At 54.7% G+C, this 21,854-nt stretch carries 22 protein-coding genes; 13 read left to right on the top strand and 9 right to left on the bottom strand.

Translation table 11 applies throughout. The annotated features are described in order from the left end of the window. Window positions 1-11 precede the first annotated feature (11 nt). Window positions 12-1,337 carry a glutamate--tRNA ligase gene (gene gltX / locus M0D42_RS10880; RefSeq protein ID WP_265018634.1) on the bottom strand — a complete coding sequence of 442 codons (1,326 nt, stop codon included), beginning with the start codon at window positions 1,335-1,337 and terminating at the stop codon, window positions 12-14. Window positions 1,338-1,577: 240 nt separating this feature from the next. Here gltX and M0D42_RS10885 point away from each other — a divergent pair, with 240 nt between their 5' ends. Then, a complete protein-coding gene (locus tag M0D42_RS10885) occupies window positions 1,578-2,270 on the top strand; it encodes a phosphatase PAP2 family protein (RefSeq protein WP_265018635.1) in 693 nt (230 codons plus the stop codon). Between the two features lie 22 nt (window positions 2,271-2,292). On the opposite strand, the gene M0D42_RS10890 is transcribed toward M0D42_RS10885, so the two are convergent. Next, a complete protein-coding gene (locus M0D42_RS10890; RefSeq protein ID WP_265018636.1) occupies window positions 2,293-2,727 on the bottom strand; it encodes a DUF1801 domain-containing protein in 435 nt (144 codons plus the stop codon). Window positions 2,728-2,809: 82 nt separating this feature from the next. Here M0D42_RS10890 and M0D42_RS10895 point away from each other — a divergent pair, with 82 nt between their 5' ends. Then, on the top strand, window positions 2,810-3,748 hold the full coding sequence (locus M0D42_RS10895; protein ID WP_265018637.1) for an MBL fold metallo-hydrolase: 939 nt from the start codon (window positions 2,810-2,812) through the stop codon (window positions 3,746-3,748). A 3-nt stretch (window positions 3,749-3,751) separates the two neighbouring features. On the opposite strand, the gene M0D42_RS10900 is transcribed toward M0D42_RS10895, so the two are convergent. The 3 genes from M0D42_RS10900 to M0D42_RS10910 all read right to left on the bottom strand — a co-directional run bounded on the left by M0D42_RS10900 (window position 3,752) and on the right by M0D42_RS10910 (window position 7,033). Continuing rightward, complete coding sequence (locus M0D42_RS10900; RefSeq protein ID WP_265021140.1) at window positions 3,752-4,186, bottom strand: flavodoxin family protein; 435 nt, start codon at window positions 4,184-4,186, stop codon at window positions 3,752-3,754. A gap of 72 nt (window positions 4,187-4,258) precedes the next feature. Beyond that, complete coding sequence (locus tag M0D42_RS10905; protein WP_265018638.1) at window positions 4,259-5,329, bottom strand: fatty acid desaturase family protein; 1,071 nt, start codon at window positions 5,327-5,329, stop codon at window positions 4,259-4,261. A 45-nt stretch (window positions 5,330-5,374) separates the two neighbouring features. Further along, window positions 5,375-7,033 (bottom strand): NAD+ synthase, encoded by a 1,659-nt coding sequence (locus tag M0D42_RS10910; protein WP_265018639.1) that lies wholly within the window; start codon window positions 7,031-7,033, stop codon window positions 5,375-5,377. Between the two features lie 148 nt (window positions 7,034-7,181). On the opposite strand from M0D42_RS10910, the gene M0D42_RS10915 reads away from it, so the two are divergent. Beyond that, window positions 7,182-8,582, top strand: a complete 1,401-nt coding sequence (locus M0D42_RS10915; RefSeq protein ID WP_265018640.1) for an MORN repeat-containing protein — start codon at window positions 7,182-7,184, stop codon at window positions 8,580-8,582. Between the two features lie 129 nt (window positions 8,583-8,711). Here the strand turns inward: M0D42_RS10915 and M0D42_RS10920 are convergent, their stop codons facing one another. After that, window positions 8,712-9,344, bottom strand: coding sequence for a hypothetical protein (locus M0D42_RS10920; RefSeq protein ID WP_265018641.1), 633 nt, complete (start codon window positions 9,342-9,344; stop codon window positions 8,712-8,714). Between the two features lie 39 nt (window positions 9,345-9,383). On the opposite strand from M0D42_RS10920, the gene M0D42_RS10925 reads away from it, so the two are divergent. The 3 genes from M0D42_RS10925 (at window position 9,384) to M0D42_RS10935 (ending at window position 12,319) form a co-directional block, all read left to right on the top strand. Continuing rightward, a complete protein-coding gene (locus M0D42_RS10925) occupies window positions 9,384-10,088 on the top strand; it encodes an endonuclease/exonuclease/phosphatase family protein (protein WP_265018642.1) in 705 nt (234 codons plus the stop codon). Window positions 10,089-10,394: 306 nt separating this feature from the next. Beyond that, on the top strand, window positions 10,395-10,751 hold the full coding sequence (locus M0D42_RS10930; RefSeq protein WP_265018643.1) for a cupin domain-containing protein: 357 nt from the start codon (window positions 10,395-10,397) through the stop codon (window positions 10,749-10,751). Window positions 10,752-10,762: 11 nt separating this feature from the next. Then, window positions 10,763-12,319 (top strand): 2-isopropylmalate synthase, encoded by a 1,557-nt coding sequence (locus M0D42_RS10935; RefSeq protein ID WP_265018644.1) that lies wholly within the window; start codon window positions 10,763-10,765, stop codon window positions 12,317-12,319. Window positions 12,320-12,452: 133 nt separating this feature from the next. On the opposite strand, the gene M0D42_RS10940 is transcribed toward M0D42_RS10935, so the two are convergent. Continuing rightward, window positions 12,453-13,229, bottom strand: a complete 777-nt coding sequence (locus M0D42_RS10940) for a 23S rRNA (adenine(2030)-N(6))-methyltransferase RlmJ (protein ID WP_265018645.1) — start codon at window positions 13,227-13,229, stop codon at window positions 12,453-12,455. Window positions 13,230-13,456: 227 nt separating this feature from the next. Between M0D42_RS10940 and M0D42_RS10945 the strand changes: the two genes are divergently transcribed. From M0D42_RS10945 to M0D42_RS10975, 7 genes are all read left to right on the top strand, one after another. Then, window positions 13,457-14,497, top strand: coding sequence for a rod shape-determining protein (locus tag M0D42_RS10945; RefSeq protein ID WP_265018646.1), 1,041 nt, complete (start codon window positions 13,457-13,459; stop codon window positions 14,495-14,497). 76 nt (window positions 14,498-14,573) lie between these two features. After that, the gene (mreC, locus tag M0D42_RS10950) at window positions 14,574-15,476 is read left to right on the top strand and encodes a rod shape-determining protein MreC (RefSeq protein ID WP_265018647.1); all 903 of its coding nucleotides are present in this window, start codon (window positions 14,574-14,576) and stop codon (window positions 15,474-15,476) included. Next, window positions 15,469-15,996: a rod shape-determining protein MreD gene (locus tag M0D42_RS10955; protein ID WP_265018648.1), complete on the top strand. Its 528-nt coding sequence runs from the start codon at window positions 15,469-15,471 to the stop codon at window positions 15,994-15,996. Before mreC ends, M0D42_RS10955 begins: the two co-directional genes overlap by 8 nt. After that, window positions 15,993-17,939: a penicillin-binding protein 2 gene (gene mrdA, locus M0D42_RS10960; RefSeq protein WP_265018649.1), complete on the top strand. Its 1,947-nt coding sequence runs from the start codon at window positions 15,993-15,995 to the stop codon at window positions 17,937-17,939. The genes M0D42_RS10955 and mrdA overlap by 4 nt, the downstream gene beginning before the upstream one ends. Further along, window positions 17,936-19,075, top strand: a complete 1,140-nt coding sequence (gene rodA / locus M0D42_RS10965; protein WP_265018650.1) for a rod shape-determining protein RodA — start codon at window positions 17,936-17,938, stop codon at window positions 19,073-19,075. The genes mrdA and rodA overlap by 4 nt, the downstream gene beginning before the upstream one ends. A gap of 24 nt (window positions 19,076-19,099) precedes the next feature. Beyond that, complete coding sequence (locus tag M0D42_RS10970) at window positions 19,100-19,510, top strand: VOC family protein (protein ID WP_265018651.1); 411 nt, start codon at window positions 19,100-19,102, stop codon at window positions 19,508-19,510. Next, window positions 19,507-20,436, top strand: a complete 930-nt coding sequence (locus M0D42_RS10975) for a 2-hydroxyacid dehydrogenase (RefSeq protein WP_265018652.1) — start codon at window positions 19,507-19,509, stop codon at window positions 20,434-20,436. Before M0D42_RS10970 ends, M0D42_RS10975 begins: the two co-directional genes overlap by 4 nt. A gap of 41 nt (window positions 20,437-20,477) precedes the next feature. Here the strand turns inward: M0D42_RS10975 and M0D42_RS10980 are convergent, their stop codons facing one another. Together M0D42_RS10980 and M0D42_RS10985 are read right to left on the bottom strand one after the other, a co-directional pair. After that, window positions 20,478-21,230, bottom strand: coding sequence for an SseB family protein (locus M0D42_RS10980; protein WP_265021141.1), 753 nt, complete (start codon window positions 21,228-21,230; stop codon window positions 20,478-20,480). 41 nt (window positions 21,231-21,271) lie between these two features. After that, entirely contained in the window at window positions 21,272-21,850 is a 579-nt protein-coding gene (locus M0D42_RS10985) for a uracil-DNA glycosylase family protein (protein WP_265018653.1), read from the bottom strand. Window positions 21,851-21,854: the final 4 nt, after the last annotated feature.

A 21,854-nucleotide genomic window follows, 5' to 3' on the forward strand; every position in this document is an offset into this window, starting at 1 on the left:
GGCTGGACAGATTATCCCCGCGCTTTGATCACCTTCAGCAGCGGCAGGACCGCGGACATGTCAGGGCCATGGCTCTGACCGGTCAGTGCCTTGCGCAGTGGCATGAACAGACCCCGCCCCTTGCGGCCAGTTGCTTCTTTCACAGCCTTGGTCCAAGCACCCCAGGTTTCACCGTCAAATGGCCCTTCCGGCAGCAACGCCATGGCTTCGGTAACAAAGTCTTTGTCTTCGTCGTCGATCACTGGTTCCGCACCGTTCGCGAAGAGATCCCACCAGGGAGCGATGTCTTTACGAGTTGTGATGTTCTCGCGCACGACCATCCAGAATTGCTCCGCCAGCTCAGATGGCACCCCAGCCGCGGCCACATCATCTGCAACCTCGGCCAAAGAGCGGTCGCCCAGCAGGCGGGCGGTCAATGGATAGAGATCCTGTACATCAAACTTGGTCGGCGCTGTGCCGAACTGGCTGATGTCAAAACCTTCTGCAATCTCGTCAATCGAGCCACGCAGCTCAACCGGCTGGCTAGAACCAAGACGCGCCATTAGGCTCAAAAGCGCCATTGGCTCAACACCTGCTTCACGCAGATCGCGCAGTGCCAATGTGCCTAGACGTTTCGAGAGGCTTTCGCCCTGAGGACCGGTCAGCAGCGAATGGTGTGCAAATGTTGGAACCGTGCCGCCCATCGCTTCGATCATCTGAATTTGGGTCGCTGTGTTGGTGACGTGGTCAGAGCCGCGCACAACATGGGTCACACCCATTTCCGTGTCATCTACAACGGATGCCAGCGTATAGAGGAACTGGCCATCGCCACGGATCAGAACCGGGTCAGACACAGACGCCGCGTCAATCGACAGATCACCCAACACACCATCCGCCCAGTTGATGCGTGTTTGATCCAGTTTGAAGCGCCAGTGGCCATCGCCGCGTTCTGCGCGCAGCTTCTCGCGCTCTTCATCAGACAGGTTCAACGCCGCGCGATCGTAGACCGGCGGTTTGCCCATGTTCAGTTGTTTTTTACGCTTGAGGTCGAGTTCAGTCGGTGTCTCAAAACACTCGTAGAACTTGCCCATCTCACGCAGCTTGTCGGCTGCTGCATGGTAGCGGTCCAGACGCTCAGACTGACGCTCGATCTTGTCCCAGGTCAGACCCAGCCATTCCAGATCTTCTTGGATCGCATCAACATATTCCTGCTTGGACCGTTCTGGATCCGTATCATCGATACGCAGAATGAATGTCCCGCCCGCCTTCTTGGCGATCAGGAAGTTCATCAGTGCAGTGCGCAGGTTGCCAACATGGATATAGCCCGTGGGCGACGGGGCAAATCGAGTAGTGGTCATAAGACGTCTCCAAATATCCCGCGCTGCTTGTCACAAGCCATTGCCATTGTCCAGAACAAGGCTCTGCGCTGATCGTTCTAAAATGCACACAAAACCGCGCTGTGACCTCCATACCCGTTTGGACAGGTGCCTCTCCGCATTGGCGGCTCTTCACCCCCATAGGCCTATCAGGTGAGCGCGGAAAATCACCTAAAGTTGCAGGATATTTTGGGGCAAGAAATTTTTGAAAAGGAGAATTCGATGGACACGACCATTTTCGATGCGATTCAATCGATTGGCGGGCGGTCAGACCTGTTTGACCGCGCCATCTGTAACATCGCGACCAATCCACTACTCAAGGGAGCCTTGCCCATGATCTTCTTCTGGGCGCTTTGGTTTGCGCCATCCTACAATCGGATGGTCTACCGTGCTCGCCTCTTGGCCATGCTCGTTGTGGCCGCCGTAGCCATTGTTATCGGCCGTGCCATGGCAACTCTTCTACCTTTTCGCCTGCGTCCGCTGCATGATCCAGACATAAAAATGCAATTATCCTTCGACTTGGATCCATCCATCCTATCTGGCTGGAGTGCCTTTCCAAGCGATCACGCAGTCATGTTCTTTGCACTCTCGACCTGCTTCTTCCTGATCCAAAAACGCATCGGCTATATTGCTTTCGTCCACAGCATAATCGCAATCGCATTTGCACGCGTGTTTCTTGGGTTTCACTGGCCATCTGATGTCCTGGCGGGTGCATTGGTCGGCGCAGGTGTTGCAATGGTTCTGTTCAGACCCGTTGCAAAACTCATCAGTCAGACGCAATTGACCCGCTGGCTAATTCGCCGTGAGCAGTTTCTCTATCCGGCGCTGTTCATCATTACGTATCAAGTCACCACAATGTTCAACGCGACACGTGAACTTGCTTCGGCCATGCTCGACGCTCTGAGCCTCGTTTAGTAAATAACGTTAGCAGAGGCGCCTATCGCGCCTCTACTGTCCAGATTTTGTCGAGGTCTTTCAGCCCTGCCCCGACGAGTTCTCGCAGCACATCCAGGTCGATGTCTGCGAGTTTGTTTACATAGAGGCAGCTTTTCCCAAGCTTATGTTTACCAAGCCTCCCCATGATCTCTGAATAATCCTGATAGCCGGGCATGATGTAGATCGAGAGATTGGACTTTCGTGGTGAAAAACCGGTCGCAAGGAAATCGCCCTCTCGGCCGCTTTCATATATGTAGTGATACCGGCCAAACCCAATGATGGACGGCCCCCACATCACCGGTTCAAATCCGCTGACCTCTGTAAATAGATCGAGTAGCACCAAACCGTCCTCTCGGCGAGTTGGATGCTCCACTTTCAGAAGAAAGTCCCGCGGGTCTTCCCCGCTGGCCACTGTCTTGTTTTGTGCTTTCGCCATGCTCACCTCCGGATCACGCAATCGCTATCTTGAAATATTCGGAATCAACCTATCATCTTCGTCAGCTGCTCAGGAGGATGCCATGCACAAGACCAAGACACTATCCCACGGAAAACTATCCCGCAGAGATCTGATGATTGGTGGCGCCACATTGCCGTTGATTGCGGGTGCCAGCAAAGCCTTTGGTGCCGCAGAGATGATGGGTGTTGGCGGGACGCGCTTTAATCGCATGAAGCTCGGTGGCTTTGAGGTCACGACGCTCCTTGCTGGTACGCGCGCTGTGGAAGATCCCAAAAACATTTTTGGATTGAATGTGGATGGCAGTGAGTTCGACGCGGTGTCTGCAGAAGCCAATATCCCAACAGACGTTGCACAGTTCTTTTTCACACCAACTGTCGTGAACACAGGCACCGAGCTGATCCTTTTTGACACTGGTTTAAACCCGGCTGGTATCACCAGAGCACTGGCTGACGCAGGTTATAATGCCGATCAGATCGACGTCGTTGTAATCACCCATATGCACGGAGATCACATCGGAGGTCTTTATGGTGATGGCGGAGAAACCTTCAAAAACGCGCGTTATGTCACCGGATCTGCTGAGTTCGATTTCTGGGCCAAGGCTGAAAACGAACGCTTCGAAGTCAAAGTACGGCCCCTCGCAGATAAATTTGCGATGATTGGGGATGGCGTGTCGGTTGCCTCTGGCGTCACCGCCATGGGAGCCTTCGGACATACGCCGGGCCATATGACTTACCGGTTAGAAAGCAATGGTCAACAATTGGTACTGGGCGCAGATTTCGCCAACCATTATGTCTGGTCTGTCGCCCATCCTGATTGGGAAGTGCGCTTTGATATGGACAAGTCAGCGGCAGCCGCAACGCGGCGCAAAATGCTCGACATGATGGCTGCGGATAACATCCCGTTTATCGGCTATCACATGCCATTCCCCGGCGTTGGTTATGTTGAAACCCGTGGAGATGGGTTTCACTACGTGCCAGCGAGCTATCAATTGATGCTCTGAGGTTTAGAAGACACCCATTGCCAACCCGGCAGCCAGCGCTTGGCCAATGTCTCGACATTTGGCCAAGTCATTCTCCGGAATGGTTTTGGGCGCCAGAATGGCCGCTTCGGTTTGCGCGCTGGTGTTCACAATGATGGCCGGCTGCACTTCCTTTAAACGCCACCCTGTTGTTATTCGCGCCAACTGACGCACCGCATTCTCTCCGTCAGAGCCCGCACAGATCATCTGCGCGTATGGGCGGCCTTCAAGCTTTCCAAGCACCGGGTAATAACAGCGATCGAAGAACTCTTTCATCATCCCGGACAAAGCCGCCAGATTTTCAGGCGCGCAGAAGATGTAGCCATCTGCTCCCAGAAGATGCTTAGGTTCGGCATCCTCGGCCCGCATCAGGGTCACATCGCACTCGTCTTTCGCCGCCGCATAAGCGGCCTCAGCCATCTGGCGACTGCCGCCTGTGCGAGAGTGATAAATGATGAGTAGCTGCACGTCTCTATCCTCTAGTGTCACCGTTCAAACGGCATGCGGACGCAAAAGCTCGGCCTCAGAGCCATATGGCGGCGCGCCCTCCGGTAAGTCTTGCAGAATTACAGCCTCCTCGTCACGCAATTGGCGCCAGAGCACCGGCATTAGTCGACGATAAGCCGCTGGAATTGACCGCTCCGGCACGGGCAACTGATCCCTGAGATACTCGTGCAATTTGGGCAAGTTGTAATAGGGCACCATGGTGAACATGTGATGTTCAAGGTGGTAGTTCATATTCAGGTAAATGAACCGGCTAACCGGGTTCATCATAACCGTTCTGGTGTTCAGGCGATGGTCAGTGACATTTTCTGCCAGTCCCAAATGCTGCAGAAGACCGGTCATCACATGATGCCACGCACCATAAAGACGCGGCAGGCCGATCACCATCAGTGGCAATATTGACCCCAGCAGCATCGACAGCGCAATAACCCCCAAATAAATCGCCAGCCAAATCCGTGCGACGCGGGTCACCCGAGCTATATCCAGATCCCTGACGAAACTCGCCTCTTCGGGATCAAGTCGCCCGCTTGCATGCAATAACATGCGCCCAACTGCCTGATAAACATCGATGATACCAAACAGGTTCAACACAATTCGCCACAAATCCGGCGGGCGCATCGCGACAATCTCAGGGTCCCGGCCGACGATGATTGTATCCGTGTGATGCCGCACATGGCTGGCCCGCCAGACAACGGGAGACCGCATCATCATGAAGGAAGCTATCTGGTAAACAACGGTGTTCATCCAAGCGGTTTTGAAAGCCGTTTTATGCCCACACTCATGCCACCGAGAGTCTCCGCCAGAACCATAAAGCACCCCATAGGCCGCCCAGAACGGCAATGACCAAAGGCTTGGCCAAAGCGCAATGCCGATTCCTGCGAGCACCAACATGGCACCCAGCCAGATCAGGGTATCTCGCATCGCGATCCGGTCTGACTTCTGCATAAGCCCCCTGACAACCGCAGGGTCGATTGTCGGTTTAAACCACTTTGGGTTCGCGAGCCCGCTTTCCTGCGCGAGGCGCGCGCCTTCACCTAACAGATGATAATCTCGCGTCATGCTCGGAGGCTAGCCACAGGTGACAAGCCGGTCAATCAGCGTTGCTTAACTCTCATCTCGGAACCGGTTCACAATCGGATAGCGCCGATCCATCCAAAAGGCTTTCTTGGACAGACGCGCGCCGGGTGCAGACTGGAAGCGCTTGTATTCGCTGATGTAAAGCAGGTGTTCGACCCGCTTGACCGTCGCACGCTCATACCCGGCCTCGACGCAATCCGCTACGGATTTCTCCTGATCGACCAGCATCTCAAGAATGCCGTCGAGAATGTCATAGGGCGGCAGGCTGTCTTCGTCTTTCTGATCCGGACGCAGCTCTGCAGACGGTGGTTTGTCGATGATCGTCACCGGGATCACCTCGCCCGACGGCCCGTTCATCCATTCCCGGTGGTTTTCGTTGCGCCAGCGGCAGGTTTCAAAAACACGGGTTTTGTACATGTCCTTGATCGGATTATAGCCACCGTTCATGTCGCCATAGATCGTGGCATAGCCAACTGCGACCTCGGATTTATTGCCTGTCGTCAGCAGCATCTCGCCAAATTTATTAGACATGGCCATCAAGAGAAGCCCGCGCAGGCGCGATTGGATGTTTTCTTCCGTCAGCCCTTCTTCAAGACCTACAAAAAGCGGCGCAAGCGTATTGGTGACGGCGTCGCGGCTTTCTTTGATCGGCACATAATCATAGTGCACGCCCAACCGTTTCGCGATGTCTTCAGCGTCATCCAGCGAGCCTTGCGAAGTGTACTCAGATGGCAGCATCACGCAGCGCACGTTTTCAGCGCCCAGCGCATCAACCGCAATGGTTGCAACGATCGCGGAATCGATACCGCCAGACAGTCCCAAAAGAACCTTCTTAAAGCCTGTCTTTCCCATGTAATCGCGCAGGGCTTCGACGCTGACGCGGTAGTCCTGCTCTTCTCCTGCAGGCAGCAGAGCCCGTTCGCCCTGTTCACAGACCCAGCCGTCTTCGCCGCGCACCAGATCCACATGTGCGATCATTTCATCAAAGACAGGCAGCTGCACCGCGAGGTGTCCGCCCGGGTTCAGGACAAAAGAACCACCGTCAAAAACCTGATCATCCTGTCCGCCCACCATATTGAGATAAATCAGCGGCAGGCCGGTTTCGATCACGCGCGCCACCATGTGGCTCATGCGGCGATCAAACTTATCACGGTAGTAAGGTGACCCATTTGGAACCAGCAGGAATTCGGCACCGGTTTCCTGCATTGTCTCTGCGACATCTTCATACCAGGCGTCTTCGCAGATTGGAGACCCAATGCGCGTATTCCCGACGGCATACGGGCCACCCATGGGGCCGGAATCAAACACCCGCACTTCGTCGAAGACGTTGTAGTTTGGCAGGTGGTGTTTCAGTTGTTTGCTAGCAATTTTTCCACCCTTCAGGATGAAGTAGGCATTAAACAGCTTATCGTCTTCAGCAAATGGCCCTCCGATGGCCAATGCAGGTCCGTCGGCACAGTCGATTGCCAATTGTTCGACGGCTGCCAAACAGGCGGCTTGCACCGAGGGCTTCATCACCAAATCCTGTGGGTTGTATCCAAGAATGAACATCTCAGGCAGCGCAACAAGATCAGAACCTGCCGCTTTGCCTTCTGCCCAGGCAGATTTCGCTTTGGCCGCGTTCCCCGCGATGTCGCCCATCACCGGGTTGGCCTGCGCCAATGTCACTCGGAATTTGTCTGCCATGATCGCACTCCGGGGCCTGATCCTTCCAACTTGCGCAAGATTTAGCAGAACCAGCCCCAAGGAAAAGCGTAAAGCGGCAAAAGGCGTTGCCCCGCAGGCCGCCCTGCACTAAATTTCCGCTGAGGCGCAGGCCAGCAGGGGCAAAATAATGAAAACCAAACTCGCACTTTCTATGATTGCAATGGTGGCAGCTCTCGGCACCACCAGCCCAGCATATGCGCAAGACAGTGGTGTTTTGACCAAGCAATACGATGATGGCGGTGTCTATGAGGGCACCTTCAAAGACGGATTGCAGCACGGCACCGGCACCTATCGTCTTCCAAATGGATACGAATACACAGGCGCTTGGGTTGAAGGCGAAATCCTTGGCATGGGCCAAGCCCGCTTCCCCAACGGCTCGCTGTATGAAGGCGAATTTGTCAAAGGGAAACCAGAAGGCATCGGCAAGATCACCTTTACCGATGGCGGCACTTACGAAGGCGAATGGGTTGATGGGAAGATCACCGGTCAGGGTCTGGCGACCTATGCAAACGGTGTGACCTACGAGGGTGGCTTTGTGAACGCCATGCACCACGGCACCGGCACCATGCGCAGCCCCGGTGGGTATGTTTACGCCGGAGACTGGGTCAACGGTGTGAAAGAAGGTACAGGCCAGATCACTTACCCTGACGGAGCCGTCTACAACGGCGCCATCATTGCGGGTCAACGCCAAGGTACCGGCACGCTGACGATGCCAGACGGGCTGGTCTATGAAGGCCTCTGGAGTGCGGGGCAAATTGACGGTCACGGCAAGCTGACTCAGCCAAATGGCGATGTTTATGATGGTACGCTTGTTGGCGGCCAGCGCGAAGGGTTCGGCCGGGTTCTCTATGCCAATGGCGACATTTACGAAGGCGAGTTCAAAGCCGACCGCCGCGAAGGCAATGGCGTCTTCATCGGCGCAGATGGCTACAAATACGAAGGCGATTGGGTCGCAGGCCAAATCCAAGGAAATGGAACCGTCACCTACCCTGATGGTTCCATCTATGTGGGTGCCTTTATGGAAGACCTCGCGGATGGCCAAGGCATGATCACCTATCCTGATGGTTCTGTTTACGAGGGCGATTGGAAGGGCGGCGTCATTCAAGGGACCGGCAAGGCGACCTATGCAAATGGGCTTGTTTACGAAGGTGAGTTTCAAAACGCCAAGAACCACGGACAGGGTGTCATGACTTACGCGGACGGCTATCGCTATGAAGGTTCATGGGCAGATGGTCAGCGTCACGGCGAAGGCACCGCGACCTACACAGATGGAACGACCTACGCGGGCAACTTCGTGGATGGTCAACGCGAAGGTCAAGGCACAATCACAATGCCCGACGGTTTCACCTATACTGGCGAATGGAAAGCCGGTGAAATCGAAGGGCAAGGCGTCGCGACCTATGCTAATGGCGATGTCTATGAAGGCACGTTCAAGGCCGGTAAGCGTCAGGGTGCAGGAACGATGAAATACGCCTCTGGTCAAGAAGCCACCGGAGATTGGGAAAACGGCGCGCTACAGCAGAACTAAGAGTCGTTAAAACGGTTTCTTGTCTAAACCCTATCGTCTAGCGCGCCGTGTCTCCTCGTCGGTATCTGTGCCCATGGCCATGCCAAAAATTCGCTGGTGACCTGTTTCGGAAAGTACGATCTCCAGGCGTTACTTCCGGCGTCTGAAAAACCGAGGGTTTCGCCGTACGAATTCGTCGATAATCCCAGTCAGCCCTCCTCGCTCACGCCCGTGAAGATAGAGATAACCTGCGGCAGCACCAACTCCAGCGCCAACAGCATCAACGATCAGATCTCCCATTGTGTCAGAAAGCCCGGATTTTTGCATATTCAATCCAAGCAACCTATCCATTGAAAACTCAAAAACTTCCCAAGCCACTCCAATTGTGACTGCGAAACAGAATGCAAAAACCGCCACTCCAAATGGCGGCGCGGCGTATCGATCTCCCTGAAACATCATGAAAATCAACAAAAAACCGGTGAGCCCAAAGGCAACGGCTGATCCTCCGTGCATGGCAACGTCCCACCACCAGTACCGTTCGTAGAAATCAAAGACTTCGCCCAGAAACAGTGTACCACCGACAAACAGAACCACTCCCACAACAAAGCTGTCTGGAACCCTCACATTGGCCCATCGGGAAATCACCACGGGCGCCATCGACAGCATCAGTGTCATGGTCGACACAAAAGCAAGTTGCCAGCGCGCGAAGAAAAGAGCGATCAATGCGGTTACAGCAAGGCCTAGCCAGATCAGTTTGGCCAATTTGGGCTGGTCTGCAAACATGTGGTGACAACTCCCAGAGGCTGTGTTGATATCAGAAATATGAGTATACCCCGGTTGCGCATCGCAACCTACAACTTACAGAAATGCATTGGGCTAGATCTTCGCCGCCGACCTGATCGAACTTTGCAGGTTATCGAGGCGATTCAAGCTCATGTGGTGGTTCTGCAGGAGGTAGACAAGCGCCTCCCCCCTCGTCCGGCGGCTCTCCCGCATGGAATGGTTGAAGATCATGGATGGCGGATTCTACCGTTCGGTGCTCCGGGTGGGTCTCTTGGTTGGCATGGCAATGCGATGCTGGCATCGCCAGACGTTGAAGTTTGCGACACCGGACACATTAACCTTCCCGGCCTTGAACCCAGGGGCGCAATTTATGCTGACCTGCAAACACCGATTGGAGAAATCCGTATCGTCGGTCTGCATTTAGGACTTTTGCGCCACTATCGGCTGCTTCAAATCGCGGCCATCGTTCGCCATCTGAGACAGCTTCCCTACATGAGTACCGTTTTCGCAGGTGATTTTAACGAATGGGGTACGGGACGCGATCTTGACGCGACCGCCAAAGGAGTGAGTTTCATCCAATCACCTCCCAGCTTTCCAGCCCTAAGCCCCGTTGCAAGACTTGATCGTTTCGCACTTAGTTCAGAGCTTTCACATCTGGATACCGACATCCATAGCGCCCAACCAGCGAGAATTGCCTCAGATCATTTGCCTGTTTGGGCCGATATTATTCGGAGCAAAGTCTAAATCGATGAATTCGAATAACCGGAATCGATAGCCCTCAATTTCAGGCACTCATTAATCCTGAGGGAATGGGCAAAGTTATCAGATAAACTTTGAAAATTCGGGCTTTTATTTCCACTTCACCGATGTATAGTCCCCCCCATGACACGCCAGACCCATATCGCAAATTCCGAGCGCCTTCCGGCGCCGTTTGCGCGTGGTCTAGACCTACTCCTAACTCGCCTCTGAGCGCGGCCTACTCGGCGCGCGTGCTCAGAGGAGTTGTGACGCGCCGTAAATCCGTATCAACCGAGTTTAGGACAATCCAAAATGCAAAAAGTGAACCTTGCTGAAAAGCTGGCGATGTTTTCGTCCCACTGGGATCCCCATGTCGTCGCAAGCTACAATGATAACGACGTGATGGTCGTGAAGTTCAAAGGCGAATTTCCCTTCCACAAACATGATACCACCGATGATTTCTTTCTCGTCCTCGAGGGTGAAGTCACCATGGAATACGAAGCGCATGATCCTGTGTCCTTTGGTCCGGGTGAGCTTGTGGTCGTACCCAAAGGCGTTGTACACCGCCCGAAAGCTGCAGAAGAAGTCAAAGTTCTGCTGATCGAACCCAAGGGTGAACCAAATTCCGGGGACAGCGGCCGAGAGCCAGCGCCCAAGCCGCATATCTGAGGATAAAGACAATGGATAAGAACAGAGTCGTCATTTTTGACACCACCCTGCGCGATGGCGAGCAATCCCCGGGCGCGACCATGACCCATGATGAAAAGCTCGAAATCGCAGAGATGTTGGATGATATGGGCGTTGACATCATCGAAGCCGGTTTTCCGATTGCTTCTGAAGGTGATTTCCGTGCGGTCAGCGAGATCGCAAAACGTGCTAAAAACAGCCGCATCTGTGGTTTGGCGCGGGCGAATTTCGCCGATATCGACCGCTGCGCCGAAGCAATCAAACACGCAGAGCTGAACCGCATCCATACCTTTATCGGGACATCTCCGCTGCACCGGGCCATCCCGAACCTCACTATGGATGAGATGGCGGATAAAATTCATGAGACTGTGACTCACGCGCGCAACCTGACCGAAAACGTGCAATGGTCCCCGATGGATGCAACCCGCACTGAATGGGACTACCTCTGCCGCGTGATCGAAATCGCCATCAAAGCAGGTGCCACAACGATCAACATCCCTGACACCGTTGGCTATACTGCACCAGCGGAATCAGCGGATCTGATCAAACGCCTGATTGAAACCGTACCGGGCGCGGATGAAGTCATTTTCGCAACCCACTGCCACAATGACCTCGGCATGGCGACTGCGAACTCCTTGGCCGCAGTGGCTGGCGGTGCGCGCCAGATCGAATGTACCATCAATGGTCTCGGCGAACGCGCGGGTAACACAGCTTTGGAAGAAGTTGTGATGGCGATGAAAACTCGCAACGACATCATGCCTTGGCACACAGGCATCGACACGAAAAAGATCATGGCAATCTCGCGTCGCGTTTCCACCGTGTCAGGTTTCCTGGTCCAGCCAAACAAGGCCATCGTCGGCAAAAACGCTTTCGCGCATGAAAGCGGCATCCATCAGGATGGCATGCTGAAGAATCCAGAAAACTTCGAGATCATGCGTCCCGAAGACATCGGTCTGTCTGGCACCTCTCTGCCACTGGGCAAACACTCTGGTCGCGCCGCTCTGCGCGATAAGCTGGAGCAGCTGGGCTATGAGATTGGCGACAACCAATTGAAAGACGTGTTTGTGCGCTTCAAAGACCTCGCGGACCGCAAAAAGGAAGTCTTTGACGATGACCTGATCGCCCTGATGCGGACAGATGACGCCAATGACGTGCTGAAGTTGAAAACACTGCGCGTTGTCTGCGGCACGGGTGGGCCTGCGGACGCAACTCTGGTGATGGAGATCGACGGCGAAGAAAAGACCGCAATTGAATCCGGAGACGGTCCTGTTGATGCGGCATTCAAAGCCATTCGGCAGCTGCACCCCAACAAAGCGCATCTGGAGCTTTATCAAGTGCACGCTGTCACAGCGGGTACCGACGCGCAGGCAACAGTCTCAGTTCGCCTGTCCGAGGATGGCAATGTTGCAACCGGGGAAAGTGCTGACACGGACACAGTTGTAGCCTCAGCCAAAGCCTATATCCACGCTTTGAACCGCCTGCTCGTAAGACGCGGCAAACTGGGCGACGGTGCCGATACGAAAGAAGTGTCTTACAAAGACCTCGCATAGGGTAAGTGCGGGCCTAAGGGCCCGCTTTTTCTCTTTGCTAAAATACCTTGGGGGAGAGGTCGCGTTTTTAAGAATGCGACCGAGGTGGCAGCGCCGCCCCCTCAAACCGAACCCGCAAGGCGCAGCTCCATCGCTAGGTAGAAAAGAGTTTGCTCAGACGCTTGGCTTCGTCATGCAATCCATAAGGTGCGTTCACAATGAACATGCCTGATCCAATCATGCGATGCCCCTCCCGTGCTGCTGGAAAACGAACTTCATGGCGCAGGGTCTTTGGAAGGTTTTGGAATTCCAGCGCCGTTAGCATCTGGAGATGCGTTTGGTCTTTCAAAATAGGATACCAAAGCGCGATCACACCGACATTCCACTTGCGGTGAAGTTTCGCGATTTGCTTTGGGATCAGATCGTAATCCGTTTTCAATTCGTAGCTTGGGTCGATCAGCAAGAGCCCTCGCCGTGGTGTCGGAGGGCACACGGCCTGCGCCATTTCAAACCCGTCGCGGCGGTGAATTTTCGCGTCAAACATCACCATCGCATCTTCAAGCGCATCCCCTTCGCGCGGGTGCAACTCCGCAAGATGCATCTTATCGCCAGCCCGCAACAATTGCGCGGCCAGTAAGGGGGATCCGCCATAGGCTTGCTCTCCGAAACCGTCCCGCACGGCTTTCAGCGCGCGTCGGAAAGGGTGGTCGACGTCGAACCAATCCTCCGCAATGCCAATCCCGGCCTCTGCTTCGCCAGTTTTTACCGCCTCAGGGGCTTCAAGATCGTAGAGACCGCGCCCCGAGTGAGTCTCCAGATAACTCATCGGCTTGGGCTTTTGCCCCATGTAGTCAAGCATAGCGCACAACAGGGCATGTTTCTGCACATCTGCCAGATTGCCCGCGTGGTAAATGTGCTGATAACTAAGCATAAATGTGCCCTTTGACCCGTGATCAGCGCTCTTTAGCGCAGTTTGCCCGATCAGGACAGCCGCCAAATGCCAAGCCGCTTTCGGCAGGGGCGCATTATCCGGCGGAATAACGCTGATTTACGCCCGCGCGCCCTTTCCCAAGCCCAGCCCCAGCCCTATAAGAGAACGGCCCTCACTCTCCCAGAGTCGTGGGCCATTTTAGAATCGTTTTGGGGATCGGGGTAGAAATGCTGGGAAATCTTGGCGGGCTGTTTACGTCTGACATGGCCATCGACTTGGGCACGGCCAACACGCTTGTTTACGTGAAAGGCAAAGGTGTCATTCTCAGCGAACCTTCGGTTGTGGCGTACCACGTCAAGGACGGTGTGAAAAAGGTTCTGGCCGTGGGCGAAGACGCGAAGCTGATGCTAGGCAGAACACCAGGCAGCATCGAAGCGATCCGTCCAATGCGCGAGGGTGTGATTGCAGACTTTGACACCGCGGAAGAGATGATCAAACACTTCATCCGCAAGGTGCACAAACGCTCCACTTTCTCTAAGCCAAAAATCATTGTCTGCGTCCCTCACGGCGCGACACCCGTTGAAAAACGCGCGATCCGCCAGTCCGTGCTGTCTGCGGGTGCCCGCCGAGCGGGTCTGATTGCAGAGCCAATCGCAGCCGCCATTGGTGCAGGCATGCCAATCACCGATCCAACCGGTAACATGGTTGTCGATATCGGCGGTGGTACAACCGAAGTTGCGGTTCTCTCTTTGGGTGACATCGTTTACGCCCGCTCCGTACGCGTCGGTGGTGACCGCATGGACGAAGCAATCATTTCTTACCTGCGCCGCCAGCAAAACCTGCTGGTTGGTGAATCTACTGCGGAGCGCATCAAAACCTCCATCGGTACAGCGCGGATGCCGGATGACGGCCGTGGGTCTTCAATGCAAATTCGCGGTCGCGACCTGCTGAATGGCGTGCCGAAGGAAACCGAAATTTCTCAAGCTCAAGTCGCAGAGGCGTTGGCAGAACCCGTGCAACAGATCTGCGAAGCAGTAATGACTGCGCTTGAAGCAACCCCACCGGATCTGGCGGCTGATATCGTGGATCGCGGCGTAATGCTAACAGGCGGTGGCGCGCTTCTAGGCGACCTAGACCTCGCTCTGCGTGAACAGACAGGCCTCGCGGTTTCCATTGCTGATGAAAGCCTCAACTGCGTTGCTTTGGGCACCGGCAAGGCGCTGGAGTTTGAAAAGCAGCTGCGCCACGCGATTGATTACGAAAGCTAATCACGCGCAAACCTCTTGGCAGGTGCCCCTGCACCGCCATATTCTTTTGCAGGCACTGTTCTGAACCGGAGGACGTATGGCCCGAGACAGGACGCAAGGCGAAGACTATGTCGCCCCACTCAAGAGGCTCTTTGCGGGCCTCATTGTGGCGTGCCTGCTGGGAATTTTCCTTCTCTGGCGAATAGATAGCCCGCGTGTAGAGCAATTCCGAGCCTCGCTTGTTGATCGGTTTGTGCCATCCTTTGAGTGGGCCATGGCACCAGTCACCGGCACGATCAACCTCTTCCGCGATTTCCAAAGCTATCAACGCGTAGTGGAGCAAAACAAAGAATTGCGCCGCGAACTGCAGCAAATGAAAGCCTGGAAAGAAGCCGCATTGCAGCTGGAACAGGAAAACGCGCGGCTGCTAGATCTGAACAATGTGCGGCTCGACCCGCGCCTGACCTACATCACTGGTGTGGTGCTTGCTGACAGTGGCTCGCCCTTCCGCCAGTCTGTGCTTCTGAACATCGGTGGCCGCGATGGCGTCGTCGACGGATGGGCCGCAATGGATGGCATTGGCCTGGTCGGACGAATTTCAGGCACCGGAGAAACGACAAGTCGTGTCATCCTTTTGACCGATGCCTCTTCACGTATCCCAGCCACAATCCAGCCGTCAGGTCAGAACGCTCTGATCGTCGGAGACAATACACTGTCACCACAAATCGACTTTGTGGAACATAGCGACCAAGTTCGACCCGGAGATCGCGTAATTTCGTCTGGGGATGGCGGAGTTTTCCCGGCTGGCCTTCTGATTGGGCGTGTGGCATCTGATCCGGGTGGGCGTCTGCGCGTGCGATTGGCTGCTGACTATGAGCGTCTGGAATTCCTGCGCGTCCTCAGAGACCACGGCAAAGAGGCCGTTGGTGAGACCGGTGATCTTATTGTACCGGAGGGTGACCTTCAGAGCGATCTTCTGCTGGAGGATCGCAATGGCTGAGACCAACAGCGCCAAACCCTGGATCATGCGTGGCACCTTTGCAGCATTGGCCATAGGCTTATTGTTTTGGTCTCTACTGCCATTGAACACGGTTCCTAGAAATTGGACGGGACCAGATCTCCTGATGGTGCTTACAATGGTTTGGGTATTGCGGCGCCCGGACTATGCACCTGCTTTTTTGATTGCAGCGGTTATTTTACTTGCCGATTTTTTGCTTGGTCGCCCCCCCGGATTGCTAGCCGCAATAACCGTCTTTGTCTGCGATAACCTGCGCCGCCGCGCTATGAACCGTTCCGAGATGGTCTTCTCCGTGGAATGGCTCACAGCAGCCGCTGCCTTGACCGTAATTGCGGTTGCCAATCGCCTGTTGACTGCGGTTTTCATATTAGAGCAAGCGCCCCTCACTCTGACCCTTGTTCAATTGGTTGCGAGCATATTGGTTTACCCTCTTGTCGCAGGCTTTTGTTCGTTGATTTTGGGTGTACGCCAAACCCGGTTCCGCGAAGGTGATCCAACATGAGACGCACTGAGGCCGAAAACGCAGCGAATTATAGCCGCCTGACGCGCCGCGCCATGTTGCTCGGAGGTGCGCAACTCGGGTTCATGGGTATTCTCGGCCTACGTATGCGCCACCTGCAAGTCGATCAAGCCGACGAATTCCGCCTCTTGGCAGAAGAAAACCGCATCAATATCCGTTTGATCCCCCCAGCAAGGGGTGAAATTTTTGACCGCAACGGTGTGATCATCGCAGCCAATGAACCAAGCTACCGGATTTCCATTGTGCGCGAGGATGCCGACAATGTGGAAGAAGTCATCGCCCGGCTTTCAAATCTGATCGAACTGGATGACACGGCGCTCAATCGCGCGATGACCGAGATGAAACGCACGGCCCCATTCTTGCCTGTGACCGTGGCGGAACGGATCAGTTGGGAAGAGATGTCGCGGGTCGCCGTAAATGCGCCTGCTTTGCCCGGTGTGACACCGGAGGTGGGCCTATCCCGGCTTTATCCTCATGGCCCGGACTTCGCGCATGTGATTGGCTACGTTGGCCCTGTTTCAGACTACGATCTGTCTAAGATCGAAGACCCAGACCAATTGCTTCTGATCCCACGGTTCCAAATCGGCAAAGTGGGACTGGAAGCCAAACGCGAAGAAAAGCTGCGTGGTGCTGCGGGCACCAAGCGCGTTGAGGTGAATGCCTTTGGTCGTGTCATGCGCGAGCTGGACCGGCGCGAAGGCCAGGCCGGAGACGACCTTCAACTGACGGTCGATCAGCCGTTGCAAACCTATGTCCAGGCGCGTCTCGGCGATGAAAGCGCAGCCGCCGTTGTGATGGATTGCAAAACCGGCGAGATCTTGGCGATCAACTCTGCCCCTAGTTTTGATCCCAACTTGTTTGTGCGGGGGATCTCGGTCGCGGACTATTCAGAGCTTACCGAAAACGATCATCGCCCATTGGCCACGAAGTCCGTTCAAGGCACCTACCCACCCGGTTCAACATTCAAAATGATCGTGGCATTGGCTGCCCTCAAAGAGGGTATTGTTGATAGTAAAAGCACTTACTATTGCCCCGGACATCTGCAGGTATCCAATCGCCGTTTCCATTGCTGGAAACGCGGGGGTCACGGCCATATGAACCTTGAAACCGCCCTGCGAGAGAGTTGTGACGTCTACTTCTATGAGCTCGCTTTGGAAGTCGGGATCGAAAAGATCACCGAAATGGCCAATCGGTTCGGGCTAGGTGTGAAACACGGCATTCCGATGTCAGCCGTTGCGACGGGCCTCACGCCGACGAAGGCTTGGAAAGCACGCAACCGGGACAGCCAATGGGTGGTGGGCGATACGGTCAATGCCTCCATCGGACAGGGCTTTGTGTTGGCCTCACCGCTACAGCTGGCGGTCATGGGCGCACGGTTGGCCTCTGGCAAAGCTGTTGAGCCAATCCTGGTGAAATCCATCAACGGGATCGATCAGACTGTCCCAGCCGAAGACGTGCCAGATATCGACGTGAACCCCAACCATCTGCGCATGGTGCAACAGGCGATGTATGCGGTCTCTAATCACCGCAAAGGCACGGCCTGTAGCCAACGCATTATCAAAGACGAATTTAGACTAGCCGGTAAAACTGGCACAAGTCAGGTGCGCAACATCACTGCTGCAGAGCGTCGCGCCGGGGTGATCCGCAACGAGGACCTGCCATGGGAACGTCGCGACCATGGTTTGTTTGTAAACTTTGCACCCTATGACGACCCGCAAATTGCGGTGGCAGTTGTGGTTGAGCATGGTGGTGGCTCAAAGGCGGCGACACCTATTGCGCGCGACATCACCTTGCAGGCGCTTTACAAAGGCGACCCTCCGCTTGATGCCTATCCAAGCAAAGACCGGAACCGCATCAAATCTCAGCAGGAACGCCTGCGCCGAGAGTACCCTGCGCTACGAAATGACGGGCGAGATCGCGTATGAGCTATCTTGAGTATTCCGTTAAAACAGTCCCATCCGGCCTAAGTAAAATCTTGCATTTAAACTGGGCCCTGGTGGTTTTGTTGATGGCTGTCTCGAGTGTTGGTTTTTTGATGCTCTATTCCGTTGCCGGTGGGTCATATGCCCCCTGGGCCGAGGCCCAGATGAAACGCTTTATCATGGGGCTTGTCCTAATGTTTGGCATCGCTATGGTGCCCATTTGGTTTTGGCGCAACGTGTCAGGCGTTCTCTATGCTGGCTCCCTGATCCTGCTCGTACTGGTCGAGTTCATGGGCACAGAACAAAAAGGGGCCCAGCGCTGGATTGACCTTGGTTTCATGCGCCTTCAGCCCTCGGAGCTTATGAAGATTACCTTGGTGATGTTCTTGGCGGCCTACTATGATTGGCTTCCAGCGAAGAAAACATCACGCCCATTTTGGATCGCGCTTCCGCTTGCCATTATTCTTGTGCCCACATTCCTCGTCTTTCAACAGCCAGACTTGGGCACCTCTTTGCTGTTGATGATGGGTGGCGCGGTCGTGGTCTTCATTGCAGGTGTCCATTGGGGCTACTTCGCGGCTGTCTTTGCAAGCGGCTTTGGATTGATCTTCGCAGTTTTGCATTCGCGAGACAAAAGCTGGCAATTGCTCAACGCCTATCAATATCGGCGGATCGACACCTTCCTGGACCCGTCAAAAGATCCTCTAGGGGCTGGCTACCATATCACTCAATCCAAAATCGCCTTGGGATCTGGTGGATGGACGGGACGCGGTTATATGCAAGGCACGCAAAGTCGTTTGAACTTCCTGCCTGAAAAACACACAGACTTTATTTTCACGACGCTCGCCGAAGAATTTGGCTTCCTCGGAGCCTTCTCTTTGCTCTGCCTCTATGCGCTGATCATCATCTTCTGTGTGGTCTCAGCTTTGCAGAACAAAGACCGGTTCTCTTCACTTCTGATCATGGGCATCGCAGGCACGTTTTTCCTGTTCTTTGCAGTGAACATGTCGATGGTTATGGGGATGGCTCCGGTGGTGGGCGTGCCACTTCCGCTGGTGAGCTACGGTGGGTCAGCCATGCTCGTCCTGATGGTGGCCTTTGGCATGGTGCAAAGCGCCCATGTGCACCGCCCGCGTTAATCCACTCTCAAAACTGGAGCGTACATGAGTGCTTTTCATCTTGCCATTCACGTGACCCATCTGGACAAAGCAAGAGACTTTTATGGGAAAGTACTTGGCTGTAAAGAAGGTCGCTCGACCGAGACCTGGGTCGACTTCGACTTCTTCGGGCATCAATTGTCGCTGCACCTCGGTGCCCCATTCCCGGTGGCAAAAACTGGTATTGTCGGAGAGCATAGTGTGCCCATGCCGCATTTTGGCGTGGTGCTGCCGATGGAGAAATGGAATGCATTGGCCGAACACCTGACGTCGCTCGGAATGGAGTTTGAACTGCCGCCGCAAATTCGTTTTGAAGGCAAAGCGGGTGAGCAAGCGACCATGTTCTTTCATGACCCATCAGGCAACCCGATTGAGATCAAAGGCTTTCAAGACCAAAGCGGGGTTTTTGCGTCATGATCAACGTTTTGTTTGCAGCCTCTGACGCAAATTGGACAACCTATCAGGGTTCCCTGATGAAAAGCTTCGACGTCTTGGGGCTTAAGGTCAATTTGCAACGGGAGATGGATGCAAAATTAGTCGACTATATCGTCTACGCACCAAGCAGTGAGCTGCAGGATTTCACGCCGTTTACGAACTGCAAGGCGGTGCTCAGCCTGTGGGCTGGGGTCGAGAAGATTGTGGGTAATGAAACTCTGACGCAAACGCTTTGCCGGATGGTTGATCCCGGCCTCACTCAGGGCATGGTCGAGTGGGTGACGGGCCATACTCTGCGCTACCACTTGGATATCGATGCCAATCTACAAGCGCAGAATGGAGACTGGGTACCTGTGGTTCCTCCACTGGCTTCCGAACGGAAAGTCGCGGTTCTTGGACTTGGAGAATTGGGGCAAACCTGCGCTAAGACTCTCAGCGCACTTGGCTTCAACGTCGTTGGCTGGTCACGTCGGCCGAAAGAGATAGATCGCATCCCATGTTATTCGGGGAATGACGGCCTTGTGCAGGCGATTTCGCAGTCTGAGATCATCGTTCTCCTCCTTCCGAATACGCCCGAAACAGAAAACACGCTGAATGCATCGACGATCAATATGCTGCCCAGAGGCGCTCGGATCATCAATCCCGGACGCGGGACACTGATTGACGATGACGCGCTTTTGGATGCGCTTAACTCAGGCCAGATCGGTCATGCAACACTGGATGTTTTTCGAGTGGAACCATTGCCCGCTGACCACCCCTACTGGGCGCATCCAAATGTGACTGTCACACCGCATATCGCGGCGGAAACACGTGCCAGTACCGCGTCACAAGTGATTGCCGAGAACATCCGTCGGGGTGAAGTTGGTGAGCCGCTTTTGTATCAGGTCGATCGTGAGACCGGCTATTAGGGGTTTAACTCCAAAGTGAAGCGAAAGGCTGAAGCCTCAAACTATCGCAGCTTTGGCGGCTTTTCTGGATCGCTTCCCGGTGCGACTTGCACGTATTCTTGAGGCTCCTCCGGCTCTGGTAAATCAAAGCGCAATCCCACTTTGGCCAGCTGTGCGGCAATCGGGTCATTCTTGGAAAAGAACCCAACATCAAGCGCGCCAGCATCGATACCGGAAAAAGTCAGCGCTTCGGATACCGCCTTAGCCAATGCGCCTTCAGCGTCAGGAAGTGCGCCGACGAACCCCAACAGATGCGAACGGACGCCGTTTTCCTGAACTGTGCCTACCAGATATGCCCATTGCGCCAAACCAATCGCTGTGGACAGTTTCGCATCTAGCGACGAGATCAATGTTTCCGGCAAACCGGACGGTGGGGTAAATTCTGCAAGTTTCGCTTCCACCTCATCCGGCGCGTTGCCAAGCGTTTCCACAAGCCATGCCATCGCATCTGCAGGAATGAGGATCGACGATGGTGCGACTTCCAAATTAACGCCCATGCCAATGCCAGCGGGCGCAAGCATGTCGGCAATCACCCGGCCTGAAAGCGCTGCATAGGGTGCGGGTTTTCCAACAAACTCTGCGAGCCGTTCCACCGTGTCAAACACCAGCACAAAGGACGCGTCCTGTACCTCAAAGACTTCTGGTGAAATCCGGTTACTTTCTGGCTCTTTCTCAAGCAACAGAAACAGCTCTGCATCAGCCAGTCGTTCGTAGAACTTCAAGCGCGCATTGTCGTCAGTTGGGTTTGCTTCCATCACCGCATGGGTGAGGTCAATTGGGGTCTGGTCGATATTGGTCACGCCAAAGCCTCTCTTACAGATTGACGAAGAACTGGAAGCAGCTCTTCCTCAAACCAGGGATGTTTCTTCAACCATGCCGTATTCCGCCAAGACGGATGTGGCAAGGGGAAGACCGAGGGCGCATGGTCGCGCCAACCAGCAACGGTCTCCGTAACTTTCCCCGCACCGATGTGCCATTTCTGCGCATATCCGCCGATCAATAATGTCAGGCGCACGGAATTTAGCTGTTCCATCGCACTGCCTCGCCATGTCTTGGCACAGATGGCAGGCGGGGGTAGATCGGCTCCCTTGTCGTTATACCCCGGAAAACAAAAGGCCATGGGTAATATGGCTAGCTTGGATCGATCGTAGAACACGGTTTCATCAATCCCCATCCATTCGCGCAGGCGATCCCCAGAAGGGTCAGTGAATGGTCGCCCGCTTTCGTGCACCCGCGCGCCGGGTGCCTGACCGGCAACCAGAATACGCGCGTTGGGTTGAAACCAAACGACTGGGCGAGGTTGATGCGCTGTATGTGTCTTGGCAAAGCGATCAGCGCATAGCTGGCAACCGGCGATCTCTGTTTGCAGTGTCATGGCA

It is taken from the genome of Cognatishimia activa, assembly GCF_026016445.1.
GTDB classification, from domain to species: domain Bacteria; phylum Pseudomonadota; class Alphaproteobacteria; order Rhodobacterales; family Rhodobacteraceae; genus Cognatishimia; species Cognatishimia activa_B.